Annotated in this window: 15 protein-coding genes; 9 read left to right on the forward strand and 6 right to left on the reverse strand. The window is 71.2% G+C overall.

Annotation, left to right across the window (positions count from 1 at the left end):
• Position 1: 1 nt before the first annotated feature.
• Both WFI52_RS07715 and WFI52_RS07720 read right to left on the reverse strand, forming a co-directional pair.
• Positions 2 to 679 carry an SDR family oxidoreductase gene (locus WFI52_RS07715; protein WP_336626630.1) on the reverse strand — a complete coding sequence of 226 codons (678 nt, stop codon included), beginning with the start codon at positions 677 to 679 and terminating at the stop codon, positions 2 to 4.
• Entirely contained in the window at positions 672 to 2,117 is a 1,446-nt protein-coding gene (locus WFI52_RS07720; RefSeq protein WP_336626631.1) for a DUF6421 family protein, read from the reverse strand. The genes WFI52_RS07715 and WFI52_RS07720 overlap by 8 nt, the downstream gene beginning before the upstream one ends.
• A gap of 70 nt (positions 2,118 to 2,187) precedes the next feature.
• Between WFI52_RS07720 and WFI52_RS07725 the strand changes: the two genes are divergently transcribed.
• The 5 genes from WFI52_RS07725 (at position 2,188) to WFI52_RS07745 (ending at position 6,961) form a co-directional block, all read left to right on the forward strand.
• Positions 2,188 to 2,640: an Lrp/AsnC family transcriptional regulator gene (locus tag WFI52_RS07725; protein ID WP_336626632.1), complete on the forward strand. Its 453-nt coding sequence runs from the start codon at positions 2,188 to 2,190 to the stop codon at positions 2,638 to 2,640.
• Between the two features lie 85 nt (positions 2,641 to 2,725).
• On the forward strand, positions 2,726 to 3,952 hold the full coding sequence (locus WFI52_RS07730; protein ID WP_336626633.1) for a sensor histidine kinase: 1,227 nt from the start codon (positions 2,726 to 2,728) through the stop codon (positions 3,950 to 3,952).
• Positions 3,949 to 4,608, forward strand: coding sequence for a response regulator transcription factor (locus tag WFI52_RS07735; protein ID WP_336626634.1), 660 nt, complete (start codon positions 3,949 to 3,951; stop codon positions 4,606 to 4,608). The genes WFI52_RS07730 and WFI52_RS07735 overlap by 4 nt, the downstream gene beginning before the upstream one ends.
• A 101-nt stretch (positions 4,609 to 4,709) precedes the next feature.
• Positions 4,710 to 5,471, forward strand: a complete 762-nt coding sequence (locus WFI52_RS07740) for an ABC transporter ATP-binding protein (protein WP_336626635.1) — start codon at positions 4,710 to 4,712, stop codon at positions 5,469 to 5,471.
• Positions 5,468 to 6,961 carry an FtsX-like permease family protein gene (locus WFI52_RS07745; protein ID WP_442927720.1) on the forward strand — a complete coding sequence of 498 codons (1,494 nt, stop codon included), beginning with the start codon at positions 5,468 to 5,470 and terminating at the stop codon, positions 6,959 to 6,961. Before WFI52_RS07740 ends, WFI52_RS07745 begins: the two co-directional genes overlap by 4 nt.
• A 108-nt stretch (positions 6,962 to 7,069) precedes the next feature.
• On the opposite strand, the gene WFI52_RS07750 is transcribed toward WFI52_RS07745, so the two are convergent.
• Positions 7,070 to 7,597, reverse strand: a complete 528-nt coding sequence (locus WFI52_RS07750; protein WP_336626636.1) for a hypothetical protein — start codon at positions 7,595 to 7,597, stop codon at positions 7,070 to 7,072.
• A gap of 39 nt (positions 7,598 to 7,636) precedes the next feature.
• On the opposite strand from WFI52_RS07750, the gene WFI52_RS07755 reads away from it, so the two are divergent.
• Positions 7,637 to 8,287, forward strand: coding sequence for a 2-phosphosulfolactate phosphatase (locus WFI52_RS07755; RefSeq protein WP_336626637.1), 651 nt, complete (start codon positions 7,637 to 7,639; stop codon positions 8,285 to 8,287).
• Here WFI52_RS07755 and WFI52_RS07760 read toward each other — a convergent pair.
• The 3 genes from WFI52_RS07760 to WFI52_RS07770 all read right to left on the reverse strand — a co-directional run bounded on the left by WFI52_RS07760 (position 8,275) and on the right by WFI52_RS07770 (position 10,339).
• A complete protein-coding gene (locus WFI52_RS07760; RefSeq protein WP_336626638.1) occupies positions 8,275 to 8,775 on the reverse strand; it encodes a SprT-like domain-containing protein in 501 nt (166 codons plus the stop codon). The two genes, WFI52_RS07755 and WFI52_RS07760, sit on opposite strands and share 13 nt — an antisense overlap.
• Before the next feature lie 65 nt (positions 8,776 to 8,840).
• Complete coding sequence (locus WFI52_RS07765; protein ID WP_336626639.1) at positions 8,841 to 9,368, reverse strand: hypothetical protein; 528 nt, start codon at positions 9,366 to 9,368, stop codon at positions 8,841 to 8,843.
• Positions 9,369 to 9,478: 110 nt separating this feature from the next.
• Complete coding sequence (locus tag WFI52_RS07770) at positions 9,479 to 10,339, reverse strand: spermidine synthase (protein WP_336626640.1); 861 nt, start codon at positions 10,337 to 10,339, stop codon at positions 9,479 to 9,481.
• Between the two features lie 172 nt (positions 10,340 to 10,511).
• On the opposite strand from WFI52_RS07770, the gene WFI52_RS07775 reads away from it, so the two are divergent.
• The 3 genes from WFI52_RS07775 (at position 10,512) to rpoB (ending at position 16,644) form a co-directional block, all read left to right on the forward strand.
• Complete coding sequence (locus WFI52_RS07775) at positions 10,512 to 11,267, forward strand: 5-oxoprolinase subunit PxpA (RefSeq protein ID WP_336626641.1); 756 nt, start codon at positions 10,512 to 10,514, stop codon at positions 11,265 to 11,267.
• A gap of 38 nt (positions 11,268 to 11,305) precedes the next feature.
• On the forward strand, positions 11,306 to 12,886 hold the full coding sequence (locus tag WFI52_RS07780; protein ID WP_336626642.1) for a 5-oxoprolinase/urea amidolyase family protein: 1,581 nt from the start codon (positions 11,306 to 11,308) through the stop codon (positions 12,884 to 12,886).
• A gap of 257 nt (positions 12,887 to 13,143) precedes the next feature.
• A complete protein-coding gene (gene rpoB / locus WFI52_RS07785; protein ID WP_336626700.1) occupies positions 13,144 to 16,644 on the forward strand; it encodes a DNA-directed RNA polymerase subunit beta in 3,501 nt (1,166 codons plus the stop codon).
• Positions 16,645 to 16,658 lie beyond the last annotated feature (14 nt).

Raw genomic sequence — 16,658 nt, forward strand, 5'->3', positions numbered from 1 at the left:
GTCAGGCGGCGTCGATCTGGACGACGGTGTCGTTGATCGCGGCGGCCTCGGCATCCCACAGCCCGGTGAATCGCTCCGCGAGCACGGTCTCGAGGCCCGCCAGTGCACGCACGCGGAAGATCACAGATGCCGCGCGCACCTCCCGCGCCTCGTCGCGCGCGTTCTTCGCGAACCCCTGCGCCATCGCGCGCGCCCAGGCCTCCTCGGCGGCTTTGACCGCGGCGTAGTTCGCGCCGCCCGCGAGCGGGCGCGCAACCGCCGTCGAGGAGACCATCGCGCAGCGCGCGGCATCGGAGGCGAGGAGGCCGTCCCAGAACGCTCTCGTCACGTGCCGGAGAGCGGTGAGGCCGACCTCGAGCGCCCGGTAATCCGCGTCGCTCTGGCCCGCGAGTCCGCCGCCGCCGCGCCACCCGCCGACGAGATGCAGGATGCCGTCGACGCGCACGCCGTCGGCGCGCAGCGTGTCGGCGAGGGCGCGCACGTCGGCCTCGGCCCCGAGGTCGCACTCGGCCGTGCGCGCGGGCGGCACCGCCGCCGCGAGCGCGTCGAGCTTCGCGGTATCCCGCCCCACGGCGATGACGAGCGCGCCGGCGTCCGTCAGCGCGTGCGCCGCCGCGAGCCCGCTCGTGCTCGTCGCTCCCGCGATCAGCACGGTGCGCCCGCGCACACCGTCAGGCATCGCGCCCCGTGATGCCCGAGGTCGACGCGATGACGTCCCGCATCTTCTTCTCGAGCGCCTCGAAGAACATCGACAGGGGGAATTCGTCGTCGAGCACCGCGTCGGTGTAGCCCTTCGGAGCCCCCGCGAGCACGTCCTCCGGCAGGCCACGCGCCCACACCGACGCGGGGTGCGGCGTCACGACCGAGCGCACCAGGTCGTAGGCGGCGAGCCAGTGCGCGACCTTCGGTCGGTCGATCGACTCCCAGTAGAGCCGGTCGATGGCATCCGACAGCGCGATGACAGCCGCCGGCACCTCGTCCCAGTCGAACGCGAGCTGCGTGTCGGTCCAGTGCAGCACGCCGCGCTGGTGCAGCCACGCGAACAGGAGCTGCCCGCCGAGGCCGTCGTAGTTGCGCACGCGCGAGCCGGTGATCGCGAAGCGGAAGATCCGGTCGAAGATGACCGCCTGCTGCACGAGCCGGGCGTGGTCGGCGATCTCGCCGTCGCCCTCGCCGAGGCTCACGCACTCGCGGAAGGCGGTCAGGTCGCACCGCAGCTCTTCCAGCGAGTACAGGAAGAACGGCATCCGCTGCTTGATCATGAAGGGGTCGAACGGCAGGTCGCCGCGCATGTGCGACCGATCGTGGATGAGGTCCCACGTCACGAAGACCTCTTCCGTGAGTCGCTGGTCGGCGAGCATGCGCGCCGTACCCTCGGGGACATCGAGCTTCGTGATGTCCGATGCCGCGGCCACGACCCGACGGAAGCGCGCTGCTTCGCGGTCCTGGAAGATCGCCCCCCACGTGAAGGTGGGAACCTCGCGCATTGCGACGGTCTCCGGGAAGAGAACGGCGGAGTTGGTGTCGTAGCCGGGCGTGAAGTCGATGAGGCGCAAGCTCACGAACAGCCGGTTCGTGTACGTCTGCTCGAGCTCCGCGATGAATTCCGGCCAGATCACCTCACACAGCAGAGCCTCGACGAAGCGGCTGCGCGATCCGTTCTGCGTGTACATCGGGAAGACGACGAGGTGCTGCAGGCCGTCGACGCGATGCTCCTGCGGCTGGAAGGCGACGAGGGAGTCCAGGAAGTCGGGCACGCCGAAGCCATCGTCCGCCCAGCGCTCGACATCGACGACGGATGCCGCGAGATACGCGGCGTCGTGCGGGAACAGCGGCGCGAGCGTGCGGATCGCGGCGGCGACCGTCGCTGCGAGGACGCGGGCCTCGGCGTGGTCGGCGGTCTCGGGCACGGAGCCGTCCTGCGCCTGGAGCTGCTGGAGGGCGGTGGCGGCGTCCTTCAGTGCGAGCCACGCCGGCTGCTGCTCGATCGGACGGCCGTCCTCGACGAGCGGCGTCTTTGCGAGGTCGTCTTCGACGAGAAGCGTGTTCGCTCGGTCGTCTTCGACGACCTCGGGTTCTCCGACGACGGTCTTCACGGCGGGGGTGAGAAGGGACATGCGAACCTCCGATCGTTCGATTCAGGAATATTTCCGGTGAGAGCATCTCAACTCAGGTATTGTTTCATGTATGGATGACGCTGTCGACCTCGCGATCGTCTCGGCCGTCTCTCGCGACGGGCGGGCGACCCTCGCCGATCTCTCGGCGGCGACGGGGCTGTCGGTGTCCGCAGCGCAGGCTCGGCTGAAGCGACTCGAGGCGCGCGGCGTCATCACGGGCTATCGCGCGACGATCGACGCCGAAGCGGCCGGGCGCCCGCTCGCGGCCTTCATCGAGATCACGCCGCTCGACCCCGCGCAGCCTGACAACGCCCCCGAGCTGCTCGAGCACCTCGACGCGATCGAAGCGTGCCACTCGATCGCGGGTGACGCCGCCTACATGCTGTTCGTGCGCGTCGCCAGCCCGCGCGCACTGGAAGACCTCGTTCGCGACATCCGCGTCGCCGCGAACGTGCGCACGCGCACGACCGTCGTTCTGCAGTCGTTCTACGAGCATCGCCCCGTCCTGCCCGTCGCGGGCTGAGCGAGCCGTGCCCGTCACCGGCTGAGCGCCGCGGATACATCTCGGGACGGATGCCGGAGGCACACAGCTCGCGTAGCGTCGAAGGGTGTTCCGCCCGCTCACGCGCCCCCAGTTGACCGTCGACATCGTCGTCGCGTCGCTGTTCGCCGTTTTCGTGCTCGCCGCGACGCTCGTTCCGGGCTCGTCGTCGGCGTTCGGCTCCGCGTTCGTCAACACGCACATCGCTCTCCTCGTCGCGCTCGTGCTCATCGGCGTCTTCTCGGTCGCGCTCGCCCTGCGCCGACGGTCTCCCGCGCTCGCGCTCGCCATCTGCTGGGGCGGGGCGCTGCTGCAGATGTCGTTCGGCCTCCCGCCGATGCCCGCCAACGTCGCGATCTTCGCTGTGCTCTACACCACCGCGGCCTACGGAACCCGTCGGCTGTTCTGGACCGGCTTCGCCTCCGCGATCCTCGGCGCGGTGGTGATCAGCGCATACCTCATCGTGCCGGCGTTCGTGCGATTCTCTGCCCCCGGCGACGTCGCTCAACTCGGCTCGTACGTGTTCGCCGCGGTCATGACGTTCGTCGCCTCTGCGCTCGCGCTGCTGCTCGCGTGGACGATCGGCGCGCTCGTGCGCACCGGCATCCGCGCGCGGGAGAACCGGCACGCGCAGCAGCTCGCGGAGGCGGAAACCGCCGCCGAAGCGCAGCGCACGCGTGTCGCGCGCGACATGCACGATGTCGTCGCGCATTCCCTTGCGGTCGTGATCGCTCAGGCCGACGGTGCGCGCTACGCCGCGGCATCCGATCCGCAGGCCGCGGCCGAGGCTCTCGCGACCATCTCGACCACCGCGCGCGCGGCACTCTCCGATGTGCGCATGCTCCTGACGCAGCTGCGGCACACGCAAGCCGACGGCCCGCAGCCGACGCTGGCCGATCTCGAGCAGATCTACGCGCACGTGCGCGCGGCGGGCGTCGACCTGTCGGTCGACGTCGATCCTGCGCCGCGGGGCGACGTCGCGGCATCCCTGCAGCTCGCCGTCTTCCGGATCCTCCAGGAGGCGCTCACCAACGCGCTGCGCCACGGGGCCGGCGGGCCGGTCGCCGTGCGACTGGCGTGGCACGATGATCGGGTGGAGTTCGAGGTCGCGAACACCGTCGCGAAAGACACGTCCGCGCCCGCCTCATCGGCCGGTGCCGATACCGCGCGCGGACACGGCCTCATCGGCATGCGTGAGCGCGCGCAGCTCGTCGGCGGCACGTTGTCCGCGGGAGCCGAAGAGCACGGCCGCTTCGCCGTGCGCGCCGTGCTGCCTCGGCAGGCTGCCGCATGACCGGGGCGATCCGTGTCGTGCTGGTCGATGACCAGGCGCTCTTCCGCGCCGGCATCCGCATGGTGATCGATTCGCAGCCCGATCTCGAGGTCGTCGGCGAAGCAGGCGACGGGGCGGAGGGCCTGCGCGTCGTGCGCGCGACGCGGCCCGACGTCGTGCTGATGGACATCCGCATGCCCGTGATGGACGGCCTCGCCGCGACGGCGGAGCTCCTCGCCGACGCGACGTTCGCGGGCGCGCCACCGCGCGTCGTCATGCTGACGACCTTCGATCTCGATGAGGCGGCGGCGCGCGCGATCCGGCAGGGCGCGAGCGGATTCCTGTTGAAAGACGCCGACCCGGAGTTCCTCCTCGCCGCGATCCGGTCGGTACACGCCGGCTCCGCCGTCATCGCGGCGTCCGCGACGAGGGACCTGTTCGCGCACTTCGCGGCTCCCGAAGCGGCGCCCGTGCCGCCCGCCTATGAAGAGCTCACCGAGCGTGAGCGCGAGATCTTCGCGCTCGCCGCGCGCGGGCTGTCCAACTCCGAGATCGCCCAGCGCGAGTACCTCTCCGAGGCGACCGTGAAGACTCACATCAGCCGCATCCTCGCCAAGCTGGGCCTGCGCGACCGGGTGCAGCTCGTCGTCTTCGCGTTCGAGCACGGCCTCGCCTGACCCCGCAGCGCCGCCCAGTCGGCGCGTGTCATCCTCGAGATGTACGTCGCCGCGACTCCAGGCCGACGCGACGCGTGTGGGCCCGTCCGTAGCGTCGAAGCATGGAGATCACGACGACGCAGCTGGGCCTCGCCGCCCGCGTACAGAACCTCACGAAGACCTACGGGGCGGGCGAGTCGGGGGTGCGCGCGCTCGACGATGTCACCGTCGGCATCCGCCGGGGAGAGTTCACCGCCATCATGGGGCCCTCGGGATCGGGCAAGTCGACGCTCATGCACATCATGGCCGGTCTCGACGCCCCGACGAGCGGTCGCGCCTGGATCGGCGACACCGAGATCACCGGCCTCGGCGACCTCGAGCTGACCCTCCTGCGCCGGCGCCGTGTCGGATTCGTCTTCCAGGCGTTCAATCTCGTGCCGACGCTCGACGCGCTCGGCAACATCCTGCTGCCCTTCGATCTCGACGGTCGGCGCCCGAGCGCCCTCGAACGCGCCCGCATCGACGGACTCGTCGAGACCCTCGGCCTCGGTGCGCGGCTCAGGCATCGCCCGCACCAGCTCTCCGGTGGTCAGCAGCAGCGTGTCGCGATCGCTCGCGCCCTCGCGACCGCGCCCGACCTCGTCTTCGCGGACGAGCCCACGGGCAACCTCGACTCGCGCGCCGGACGCGAAGTGCTGACCCTGCTCCGAACCGCGAGTCGCGAGCACGGGCAGTCCATCGCGATGGTGACGCACGACCCGGTCGCGGCATCGCACGCCGACCGTGTGCTGTTCCTCGGCGACGGTCACATCATCGCCGACAAGCCGCGCCAGAGCGCGGAGCAGATCTCGGCGTTCATGCTCGCCGCGGAGGTCGCCGCATGAGCGCCGCGACGGCCGTCGGCGCCGAGCGCGCCGGTGCCGCACCCGGCGCCGCAGACGCAGGCCGGATGCCACGTGCCGCCGCTGGTGCCCTCGCTCGCCTGGGCGAGCGCGGGATGGGCGCGACAGTCCTCGTCGCCGGCATCTCGAGCGCGTTCGGAGTGCTGCTCCTGAGCGCCACCGGCTACATCGCCGCCTGGGCGGGCGGCGAATCGGCGCTCGCCGGACGGACCGCCACGATCGTCATCGGCATCCTGAGCTTCCTGCTCATCGGGGTCGCCGTCTATGTCGCCTCGATCGTCACGGCGAACACGTTCGCGACGATCGTCGCCGGCCGCACGCGCCAGATCGCGCTCCTGCGACTCATCGGCGCGTCGGCGCGATCGCAGCGCCACGAGGTCGCCCGGCAGGGCGCCGCGGTCGGCGCGGTCGGCGCCGTCATCGGCCTCGTCGTCGGCATCCTGGCCGCGGCCCTGCTGCTGCGGTGGGCGGATGCCGCGCTCGGCATCTCCACCGGATATCAGGTGCTTCAGCCGGTTCTCCTCCTCCCGGCGGCGGTCGTGTGCCTCACGACCTGGGCCGGCGCGTGGAGCGGGTCTCGGCGCGTGCTGTCCGTCACGCCGCTCGAGGCGATCGCGGGGGCCGCGCCGCGCACGCGCGAAGACGTGACGGGATCGAAGGGACGCAGCATCACGGCCCTCGTGTTGTCCGTCGCGGGTGCCGCCCTGCTTGCCGGCGGCGTCGCGCTCGGCCTCCTCGATCCGATCGGAGTCGTGGTGGCGTTCTTCGGCGGCATCCTGTCGTTCACCGGCCTGTCGCTCGGCGCGGTCGTCGTCATGCCTCCCCTCCTGCGGCTCACCGGCCGTATGTTCGGCCGGTCGGCGACGGCGCGGCTCGCGGCGGAGAACGCCCTCCGCCATCCCGAGCGCGCCAGCCGGATGGCGATCGGCATCGTCATGGGCGTGACCCTCGTGCTGATGTTCGCCGTCGCGAACGAGTCGGTCAAGACGCTCCTGACGACCGCGGCCGGTGGCGATGTGCCCCCGCAGCTGAGCCAGATCATGGACACCTTCGCCGCGATCATGATGGGCCTCGTCGCCGTGTCGGCGGTGATCGCCGCGGTCGGGCTCGTCAACCTTCTGTCGATCGGCGTCGTGCAGCGTCGCCGCGAGCTGGGACTTCTCCGCGCGCTCGGGCTCACCTCCGGGCAGGTGCGACGCGTCGTCCTGCTGGAGGCCGTGCACGTCACCATCACATCGCTCGCCTTCGGCCTCGTGCTCGGCGTCCTGTACGGGTGGGTCGCCGCGCAGTCGCTCCTCGGCTCGGTCGCACTGCCGCCGGCATCGTCGGCGCCGACATTCGTCGCTCCCGGCATCCCGTGGGGACCGGTCGCGGTCGTCGTCGTCGCGACGGCGGTGCTCACGCTCGTCGCCGCGGTCGTGCCCACGCGACTCGCGACGCGCGTCACAGCGGTCGAGGCGCTCGCGGAGTGAGCGCGAGGTGAGCGTGCGCGGGTGAGGCTCCCGCACCGGCCCTCTCGGGTGGGCGACGGGCGGGACGGCGAGGCGCTTCGGGTGCGCCTCGCTCGGGGGATGCCGCGGTCAGGCTTCGGCCGCGGCATCCCCCTGGGCGTTCTCCGTCTCGGGGTCGTGCGCCCACGTGGGAGCGAGCGCGCGCAGGCGGGCACCGCGCCACTGCCACGTCGCCCAGAGCACGGGCCACAGCGCGGGTGCGGCGCCGCCACCGATGACGAGCCGGTCGCGCCAGAGAGTCTTCGACGCGTCGCCTGGAGCGGGCGAGACCGCCATCTGGTGATCCCACACGTCGAGGCTCGCGAGCGGACCGGTGAGCGGGATGCCACTGTCGCGGAAGATCCGCACCGGCCCGTGAGCGTCTTCCGTGTGTCGCTCGCTGATGTGGATCAGCTGGTCGCCGAGCGGCGCTCCCGCCACACGCATCCGAACCGGCACGTCGGCGCCGGGGTCGAGCCGGTTCGGCAGGCCCGCGGCATCCATCGGCACGAGTTCGACGAACGGGCCGTACAGATCGGCGACCGCGCGGGGAGAGTGGAGGGCGCGCCACGCGGCATCCGCGTCGCAGTCGAGGACGAGCTTCAGCAGGATGCGCATGCGCCCAGTCTGGCATCGCCCGCGCTCTAGCCTGGAGGGGTGACCACGCCGTTCGACCAGTCCCGCTACCAGGTGCGCTTCGAGTGGGGCGCTCCGGGCCTCGACGCTCTCGCGCCCTCCGATGTCGTCGTGGTCGTGGACGTCCTCCGGTTCGGCACGAACGTCGTCGCCCGCGTCGACGCGGGCGAGACGGTGCCGCTGGATGCCACCGCGCACGCCGTCTCGCTGAACGGCGCCGCCGTCGCGGCGCGAGCCGCAGAGCTCGATCCCGCGCCGACCGTCTTTCTGGGCGCTCTCCGGAACGCTGCGGCCGTCGCCCGCGCGGCCCTCGCCGAGCAGACCCGCCGTGGAGCGCGCACGAGTATCGCCGTGATCGCTGCGGGAGAGCTCGCCGGGCGCGAGCCCGGAGCCCGACTGCGGTTCGCGGTCGAGGACCTGCTCGGTGCGGGCGCCGTCATCGATGCGCTCGGCGCTCTCGGGGTCGACCACACCTCGCCCGAGGCGGCGGCAGCGTGCGAGGCCTTCCGCGGGCTCCGCGGCGCGGCACGGCACCTCCTCACCGCGAGCGGCTCCGGGCAGCAGCTCATCGAGCGCGGAGCGCGCGACGAGGTGCTCGCCGCCGCGGCGGCGGACGTCTCGGCCTCGGTCCCGGTGCTCCGCGCCGGCGCGTTCGTCGCCTACGCGGGCTGATCCCGAGGGGTCATCGCGGCGAGGCGCGTCGCCGGGGTGATCTCGCGTCGCGTCCAGACGAACAGGTAGCGGTCGTCGAACGCGGGGGAGCATCGTGCGCACGACGTCGCGCGTGTCGCCCGGCGATGGCGGTACGCGACATGCCCTGCCGGGCAGACACCCACCCACGGGGCGAGCTCCGTGGCGGTCTCACCGTGGTGGGTCGTGCCGCCGGTGTAACCGAGCGTCCGCGCCGTGCGCTTCCAGTGCGCGCCGTGCGCGGCGCGCGCCCCCGCGAGCGCGTGCGCGACTTCGTGCAGCAGAGTCTGCCGATTGGTTTCGTCGTCGTAGCGCGCGGCCAGGTAGCGCGACACCGTGATGCGCTTGCGGGTGTAGTCGCACGCCCCCGCGCGACGCTTCGCGTTGTCGAACGCGAACGACCACGAGGCATCCAGGTGCGTCGACAGCAGCGCCTCGGCGACGCGACGCACATCGTCCAGGTCAGACATCGATCAACCGTCCGGTCATGCAGGAAATGTAGAACAAACCTACGACATCGAACCTCGGCCGCGGGTCAGCTCGCGACCTGGGCGCCCGAGCGTCGCCGCTCCGCGGCATCGATCGCGGCGAGCGTCGACTCGAGCTGCTCCTCCGGAGCGCCGGCCTCTTGGCGCAGGAACAGCGCGCGCTTGAAATCGGCGCGCGCGTTCACGAAGTCGCCGGAGTCGTAGAACACCTTGCCGCGGTGCTGGTAGGCGAACGCCGCGAGCGCCGACCACCCCTGCCCCTCGGCCTCCTCGCCGCACGTCGTCAGCTCCTGAATCGCCGCGGCATACGCCGAGCGGGCCTGCAGCACCGTCGCGTGGAGCACGCGGGCGCGCAGCAGATCCTTCCGGGGGCCGCCCATGCGGGCGACGCGCACCGACTGCTCGGAGACGGCGAGCGCCTCGTCGAACTCGCCCGTGACCTTCAACAGCCACACCCGCTCGAGCAGCGCCGGAAGCGACCGCTGGTCGCCGAGCTCGCCGAGTCGCTCGCGGCACTGGGAGACGTCGACGATCTCACGCAGGGTGTGCGGGTCGTATCCCTGGATGTAGCTCACCGGCATCCTCCTTCGCGCGCGGACGGTGCGGCCTCCAGTCTCACCCGCGGCGCGACGCATCGGACGAGCCCGGTCGGCGCGCCGCCCGACCGGGCTCGCCGCGGCGGTGCTCAGCGCTCGAAAAGGCCGGCGGACGGCTTCGGAGACGCCGTCGCATCGGCATCCGTCACGATCGTCGCGCTGCGCACGAAATCGTCGATCTCGCGCCCCTCGGCGACCTTCGCGGGGTGCGGTCCCGCGGCCATGAGCCGCGGCAGCCACACCGTCGGGAGAGGATTCAGGGAGGCTGCGATCACGAGGTTGCCGAAGCGGCGTCCCTTCAGCGTCTGCACCTCGGCGAGGATGATCGTTTCGGGCAGAACGGCGCGCACCGTCGCCACTTGTCGCCGGGCGAAAGCGAGCCCGGCCCCGTCGGCGACGTTGACGAGGAGAACTCCCTCCGGCGAGAGCAGCCCCGCGAGCACGCGGTAGTACTCGACCGTCGTGAGGTGCGCCGGGGTCTGCGCCCCCGCGAAGACGTCGGACACGACGAGGTCGGCGGCACCGGCGAGGCCCGCGGGCAGCTTCGCGGCGACGGCGCGGGCGTCGCCGATCCGCACCCGCACCTGCGCCCCGCGCGGCAGCGGCAGACGCTCACGGACGAGGTCGATGAGCGGCTGCTCCAGTTCGATCACCTGCTGCCGGGAGCCCGGGCGCGTGTGCTCGACGTAGCGAGGGAGCGTCAGTGCGCCGCCGCCGAGGTGGATCGCGGTGAGGGGCTGGCGCGGCATCCGGAGCAGATCGATCACGGCACCCATGCGTGCCACGTACTCGAAGTGCAGATGCGTCGGATCGTCGAGGTCGACGTGCGACTGGGGGGTGCCGTCGACCTCCAGCTCCCACCCGCCGGCGAAACGGCTCGGCACGACGCGGGCCAGCGAGCCGTCCGACAGGCGCACCTGCTCGGGTTCGTCGACGTGCGCGCGGGCCATTGCTCCACGGTAGCGTGCACTTTCTCAGGAACGGTGCGGGCCCGGGCCCGCCGACCGCCGTAGTGTGGCGCCGTTCCGCGCCGCCGCCGCGGCGGCCGGGTGGCCTCCGCTCCTGAGAAAGTGCACGCCCACTCGATGCGCCGCGCCCCGGACCGGCCGGTACCGTGGCTGCATGGCGACGATCGACCTGAACGCCGACCTCGGTGAGACCGTCGACGGCGTGCCCACCGCCGACGACGCGGCGCTCTATCCGCTCCTGTCGAGCGCGAACGTGGCGTGCGGCGGACACGCCGGCGACGAGACGTCCATGCGTGCGGCTGTGGCGCACGCGGAGAGGCTCGGCGTCGCGATCGGCGCCCACCCGTCCTACCCCGACCGCTCCGGCTTCGGCCGCGTGCGCCTCGACCTCGCGGAGCCGGATCTGCGGGCCGTCCTCGTCGTGCAGATCGCGGCCCTCGTGGATGCCGGCGCCGACCTGCGCTACGTCAAGCCGCACGGCGCGCTGTACCACGCGATCCGGACGGATGCCGCGCATGCGCGCGCCGTGGCATCCGCCGTCTCCGAGGTCTCGGACCGGCTCGGCAGGCCCCTGTCGATCCTCGGGCAGGACGGCGAGATCACCCGTGCGGCTTCCGACGCGGGGTTGCCGTTCCGGTGCGAAGCCTTCCTCGATCGCGGCTACCTGGCGTCGGGGGCGCTCGTTCCCCGCGGGCAGCCGGGCGACCTGCTGCATGACGGCGCCGAGGTCGCCGCACGAGCCGTGCGCCTCGCGACCGAGGGCGTCGTCCTTTCAGTGGACGGCGCGGTGATCCGCACGGATGCCGTCTCGCTGTGCATCCACGCCGACTCGCCCGGAGCGGTGATGCTCGCCCGCGCCGCTCGCGCCGCGCTGGACGCCGCGGGCGTCACCGTGCGCGCGCCGTGGTGAAGTGGTGGTGAAGTGGCGGTGAGTGCGTGGAGCGGGCGGTGAAGACGACGACGACCGCCTCCACGGCCGGGTCGCCACGGATCCTCCCCTTCGGTGATCGCGGGCTCCTCGCCGAGGTCGCTTCTCTCGACGAGGCGGTCGCGCTCCACGCCGCGCTCGCGGTGTCGCGCCCCCGCGGTGTCATCGGGCTCGTCCCCGCCGCGCGCACCGTGCTCGTCGAGATCGATCCGGACGCTCTCAGCCTCGCCGCGGCACGCAGATGGATCGCGGGCGCGAGCGGGGGTGAGGATGCCGCGGCACCCGACCCTCCCATCGTGGAGCTGCCGATCGCGTACGACGGGCCGGACCTCGCCGACCTCGCGGCCGCCCTCGACATCGCCCCGGACGAGCTCGTCGCCCAGCACACGGCCGCCGTCTGGACGGTCGCGTTCACGGGGTTCGCGCCGGGATTCGGCTACCTCGTGAGCGCCGACTGGCCCTATGACGTGCCGCGCCGGGCGAGCCCGCGCACGCGCGTACCGGCGGGCGCGGTGGGTCTCGCGGGGGAGTTCACCGGCGCGTATCCGCGCGAGACGCCGGGCGGCTGGCAGCTGATCGGTACGACCGGCGCGGTGCTGTTCGATCCGACCCGGGCGGTCCCGGGCCTCCTCGCCCCGGGCTCGCGCGTGCGATTCGTGCCGACCCCGCCGAGTGTGCTGCTCCCGCCGGCCGTGCCGCCCGCGCGGGTGTCCTCCCGCGGCCGCGCGAGCGCAGGGGCGCCGGCTTTCACCGTGGTGTCACCCGGATCGCTCTCGACCGTGCAGGATCAGGGCCGGCCGGGGCACGGTGCGGAAGGCATCGCGCCGGCGGGCGCCGCCGATCGCGCGGCGCTGCGGACGGCGAACCGGCTCGTCGGCAACTCCGAGGATGCGGCGGGCGTCGAGATCACACTCGGCGGATTCCGCGCCGTCGCCGACGTCGACCTGTGGATCGCGCTGACCGGCGCGTGGGGAACGGCGTACGTCGGCGAACGAACGCTCGACCCGTACACCGCGGCACTCTGGCCGCGGGGCGCCGAACTGCGCATCGACGGCTTCACCCACGGTGTCCGCGGGTACCTCGCCGTCCGGGGCGGCATCGACGGGCCGCGCGTGGCCGGTTCGCGCTCGGCCGACACGATGTCGGGTCTCGGCCCGCCGCCGCTCAGCGCGGGTACCCGCGTCGCGCTCGCCGACCCCGCGCCCGTCGCGCCGATCCCGCCGGGTGACCTGCATCCCTGGGGTCGCCCGCCCGACGCTCTCGAGATCGCCCTCGCTCCCGGTCCGCGGGCGGACTGGTTCACGGATGCCGCAGACCTCTACACCCGCACGTGGACCGTCTCCGCCGCGGCCGATCGCGTCGGCATCCGTCTCGCGGGCACACCGCTCACGCGCGCAGAACACGGTTCGCGGGAGCTGCCGAGCGAGGGCATGCTCCCGGGTGCGATCCAGGTCCCGCCGGACGGGCTGCCCGTCATTCTCGGCCCCGACGGCCCCGTGACCGGCGGCTACCCCGTCGTCGCCGTCGTCGCGGATGCCGCGCGCGACGCGCTCGCGCAGGCACGCCCGGGCACGGTCATCCGCTTCCGCCACGTCCGCTGAGCCCGCGGTGGCGGCGCGCGCGGGGTTATACCGCAGCATCCGAAACTCGTCAAGGATTCGGCTTGCCATGGCGCGTCGCCGAGGCTATAGTTGGTAGTTGCGCTCCCTTCCCCCATGCCCTCATATGGTGGTCGGCGTGCGTCTGCAGATACCCCGCCACTCGTCAGAGACGGCGGCGCGTGGCAGGCGTGGGAACGGAGCACTCCACCTGACGACAAGGAAACCAGCCCCCGCCCGGGCTCATGGAGGTCATCCCCTTGGCTGCTGCGCGCAACGCAACCAATCCCACCACCACCACCAAGAACGGCCGCGGCGCATCGCGCCTGTCGTTCGCCAAGATCACGGACACGCTCGAGGTCCCCGATCTGCTCGCTCTGCAGACCGAGTCCTTCGACTGGCTCGTCGCGAACGACGCGTGGAAGGCGCGCGTCGCGGAGGCGAAGGCCGCCGGACGCACCGATGTGCCCGAGAAGAGCGGCCTCGAGGAGATCTTCGAGGAGATCTCGCCCATCGAGGACCTCGGCGAGACGATGCAGCTGAGCTTCACGAACCCGTACCTCGAGCCCGAGAAGTACTCGATCGAGGAGTGCAAGGAGCGCGGCAAGACCTACGCCGCCCCGCTGTACGTCGAGGCCGAGTTCATGAACCACCTCACGGGTGAGATCAAGACCCAGACGGTCTTCATGGGCGACTTCCCGCTGCAGACGGGCAAGGGCACGTTCATCATCAACGGCACCGAGCGTGTCGTCGTCTCCCAGCTCGTCCGTTCGCCCGGCGTCTACTTCGACAAGACCCCCGACAAGACGAGCGACAAGGACATCGTCTCGGCGCGCGTCATCCCGAGCCGCGGTGCATGGCTCGAGTTCGAGATCGACAAGCGCGATCAGGTCGGTGTGCGCATCGACCGCAAGCGCAAGCAGTCGGTGACCGTCTTCCTCAAGGCCCTGGGTCTGTCGAGCGAGGACATCCTGAACGAGTTCGCCGGCTACGAGTCGATCGAGGACACGCTGTCGAAGGACACGATCCTCACGAAGGAAGATGCGCTCCGCGACATCTACCGCAAGCTCCGTCCGGGCGAGCAGGTCGCCGCCGAGGCCGCCCGCGCGCTGCTGGACAACTTCTACTTCAACCCGAAGCGCTACGACCTCGCGAAGGTCGGCCGGTACAAGATCAACCAGAAGCTCGGCCTCGACAAGCCGCTGTCGGACTCCGTTCTGACGGTCGATGACATCGTCGCGACGATCAAGTACCTCGTCGCGCTCCACAAGGGCGACGCGTCGATCCCCGGCATCCGGAACGGCCAGCCCGCCGAGATCCGCCTCGACGTCGACGACATCGACAACTTCGGCAACCGTCGCATCCGCGCGGTCGGCGAGCTCATCCAGAACCAGGTCCGCACGGGTCTGTCGCGCATGGAGCGCGTCGTCCGCGAGCGCATGACCACGCAGGACATCGAGGCGATCACGCCGCAGACCCTGATCAACGTGCGCCCCGTCGTCGCCGCGATCAAGGAGTTCTTCGGAACGTCGCAGCTGTCGCAGTTCATGGACCAGAACAACCCGCTCGCGGGTCTGACGCACAAGCGTCGCCTCTCGGCGCTCGGTCCCGGCGGTCTGTCGCGCGAGCGCGCGGGCGTCGAGGTCCGTGACGTGCACCCCTCGCACTACGGCCGCATGTGCCCGATCGAGACCCCGGAAGGCCCGAACATCGGCCTCATCGGCTCGCTCGCGTCGTTCGCGCGTATCAACGCGTTCGGCTTCATCGAGACGCCGTACCGTCGCGTCGTCGACGGCAAGGTCTCCGACCAGATCGACTACCTGACGGCCTCCGAGGAGGTCGACTACATCGTCGCGCAGGCCGGTGCCGAGCTGAAGGCCGACGGATCGTTCGCGACCGAGCGCGTCCTCGCCCGTCGCGGCCAGGGCGGCGAGGTGGACATGTTCCACCGCGACGAGATCGGCTACATGGATGTCTCGCCGCGCCAGATGGTGTCGGTGGGTACGTCCCTCATCCCCTTCCTCGAGCACGACGACGCGAACCGCGCCCTCATGGGCGCGAACATGCAGCGTCAGGCCGTGCCGCTGCTGCGCAGCGACTCGCCGTTCGTGGGAACGGGCATGGAGGGCTACGCCGCCATCGACGCCGGTGACGTCATCACCGCCGACAAGGCCGGTGTCGTCATGGAGGTCTCGGCCGACGTCGTGACCGTGCAACTGGACGAGGGCGGCACGAAGGACTACTTCCTCCGCAAGTTCGACCGCTCCAACCAGGGCAACTCCTACAACCAGCGCGTCATCGTCTCGGCGGGCGACCGGGTCGAGGTCGGCGAGGTCATCGCCGACGGCCCCGCCACCGAGAACGGCGAGCTCGCGATCGGCAAGAACCTGCTCGTCGCGTTCATGACATGGGAGGGTCACAACTTCGAGGACGCCATCATCCTCAGCCAGGACCTCGTCAAGAACGACACGCTGTCCTCGATCCACATCGAGGAGTACGAGGTCGATGCCCGTGACACCAAGCTCGGCAAGGAGGAGATCACCCGTGACCTCCCCAACGTCAGCCCGGACCTCCTGAAGGACCTCGACGAGCGCGGCATCGTCCGCATCGGCGCCGAGGTGCGTCCCGGTGACATCCTCGTCGGCAAGGTCACGCCGAAGGGTGAGACCGAGCTCTCCGCCGAGGAGCGGCTGCTCCGCGCGATCTTCAACGAGAAGAGCCGCGAGGTCCGCGACACGTCGCTGAAGGTTCCCCACGGCGAGCAGGGCACGATCATCGCGGTCAAGGAGTTCAACGCCGAGGACGGCGACGACGAGCTCGGCTCGGGCGTCAACCGCCGCGTCGTGGTCTACATCGCCCAGAAGCGCAAGATCACCGAGGGCGACAAGCTCGCGGGCCGCCACGGAAACAAGGGCGTCATCGCGAAGATCCTCCCCGTCGAGGACATGCCCTTCCTCGCCGACGGCACGCCCGTCGACGTCGTGCTGAACCCGCTCGGCATCCCCGGCCGCATGAACTTCGGTCAGGTTCTCGAAACCCACCTCGGGTGGATCTCGAAGCAGGGCTGGAAGGTCGAGGGCAACCCCGAGTGGGCGGCGCACCTGCCGGAGGCCGCTCGCGAGGCCGCTCCCGGCACGAAGGTCGCCACCCCGGTGTTCGACGGCGCCTACGAGGCCGAGATCGCGGGTCTGCTCGACTCGACGCTCCCCAACCGCGACGGCGATCGCCTGATCGACTCGACCGGAAAGACGCAGCTGTTCGACGGCCGCTCCGGCGAGCCGTTCCCGGCGCCCATCGCGGTCGGCTACATGTACATCCTGAAGCTGCACCACCTCGTGGACGACAAGATCCACGCGCGCTCCACCGGCCCGTACTCGATGATCACCCAGCAGCCGCTCGGTGGTAAGGCGCAGTTCGGCGGCCAGCGCTTCGGTGAGATGGAGGTGTGGGCCCTCGAGGCCTACGGCGCCGCGTACGCGCTGCAGGAGCTCCTCACGATCAAGTCCGACGACATCGTGGGCCGCGTCAAGGTGTACGAGGCCATCGTCAAGGGCGAGAACATCCAGGAGCCCGGCATCCCCGAGTCCTTCAAGGTGCTCATGAAGGAGATGCAGTCGCTCTGCCTGAACGTCGAGGTCCTCTCGGCCGACGGCACGGCGGTCAACCTGCGCGACACCGACGACGAGGCCTTCCGCGCGGCGGAGGAGCTCGGCATCAACATCTCCACCCGGTTCGAGTCCTCGTCCATCGACGAGATCTGACCCGCGGTTTACGA

Source organism: Microbacterium sp. MMO-20, from assembly GCF_037147735.1.
In the GTDB taxonomy this organism is placed as follows: domain Bacteria; phylum Actinomycetota; class Actinomycetes; order Actinomycetales; family Microbacteriaceae; genus Microbacterium.

Coding starts and splice junctions, on each gene's coding strand:
- WFI52_RS07715 (WP_336626630.1), bottom strand. CDS start 679: ATGCCTGACGGTGTGCGCGGGCGCACCGTGCTGATCGCGGGAGCGACG.
- WFI52_RS07720 (WP_336626631.1), bottom strand. CDS start 2,117: ATGTCCCTTCTCACCCCCGCCGTGAAGACCGTCGTCGGAGAACCCGAG.
- WFI52_RS07725 (WP_336626632.1), top strand. CDS start 2,188: ATGGATGACGCTGTCGACCTCGCGATCGTCTCGGCCGTCTCTCGCGAC.
- WFI52_RS07735 (WP_336626634.1), top strand. CDS start 3,949: ATGACCGGGGCGATCCGTGTCGTGCTGGTCGATGACCAGGCGCTCTTC.
- WFI52_RS07740 (WP_336626635.1), top strand. CDS start 4,710: ATGGAGATCACGACGACGCAGCTGGGCCTCGCCGCCCGCGTACAGAAC.
- WFI52_RS07745 (WP_442927720.1), top strand. CDS start 5,468: ATGAGCGCCGCGACGGCCGTCGGCGCCGAGCGCGCCGGTGCCGCACCC.
- WFI52_RS07750 (WP_336626636.1), bottom strand. CDS start 7,597: ATGCGCATCCTGCTGAAGCTCGTCCTCGACTGCGACGCGGATGCCGCG.
- WFI52_RS07760 (WP_336626638.1), bottom strand. CDS start 8,775: ATGTCTGACCTGGACGATGTGCGTCGCGTCGCCGAGGCGCTGCTGTCG.
- WFI52_RS07770 (WP_336626640.1), bottom strand. CDS start 10,339: ATGGCCCGCGCGCACGTCGACGAACCCGAGCAGGTGCGCCTGTCGGAC.
- WFI52_RS07775 (WP_336626641.1), top strand. CDS start 10,512: ATGGCGACGATCGACCTGAACGCCGACCTCGGTGAGACCGTCGACGGC.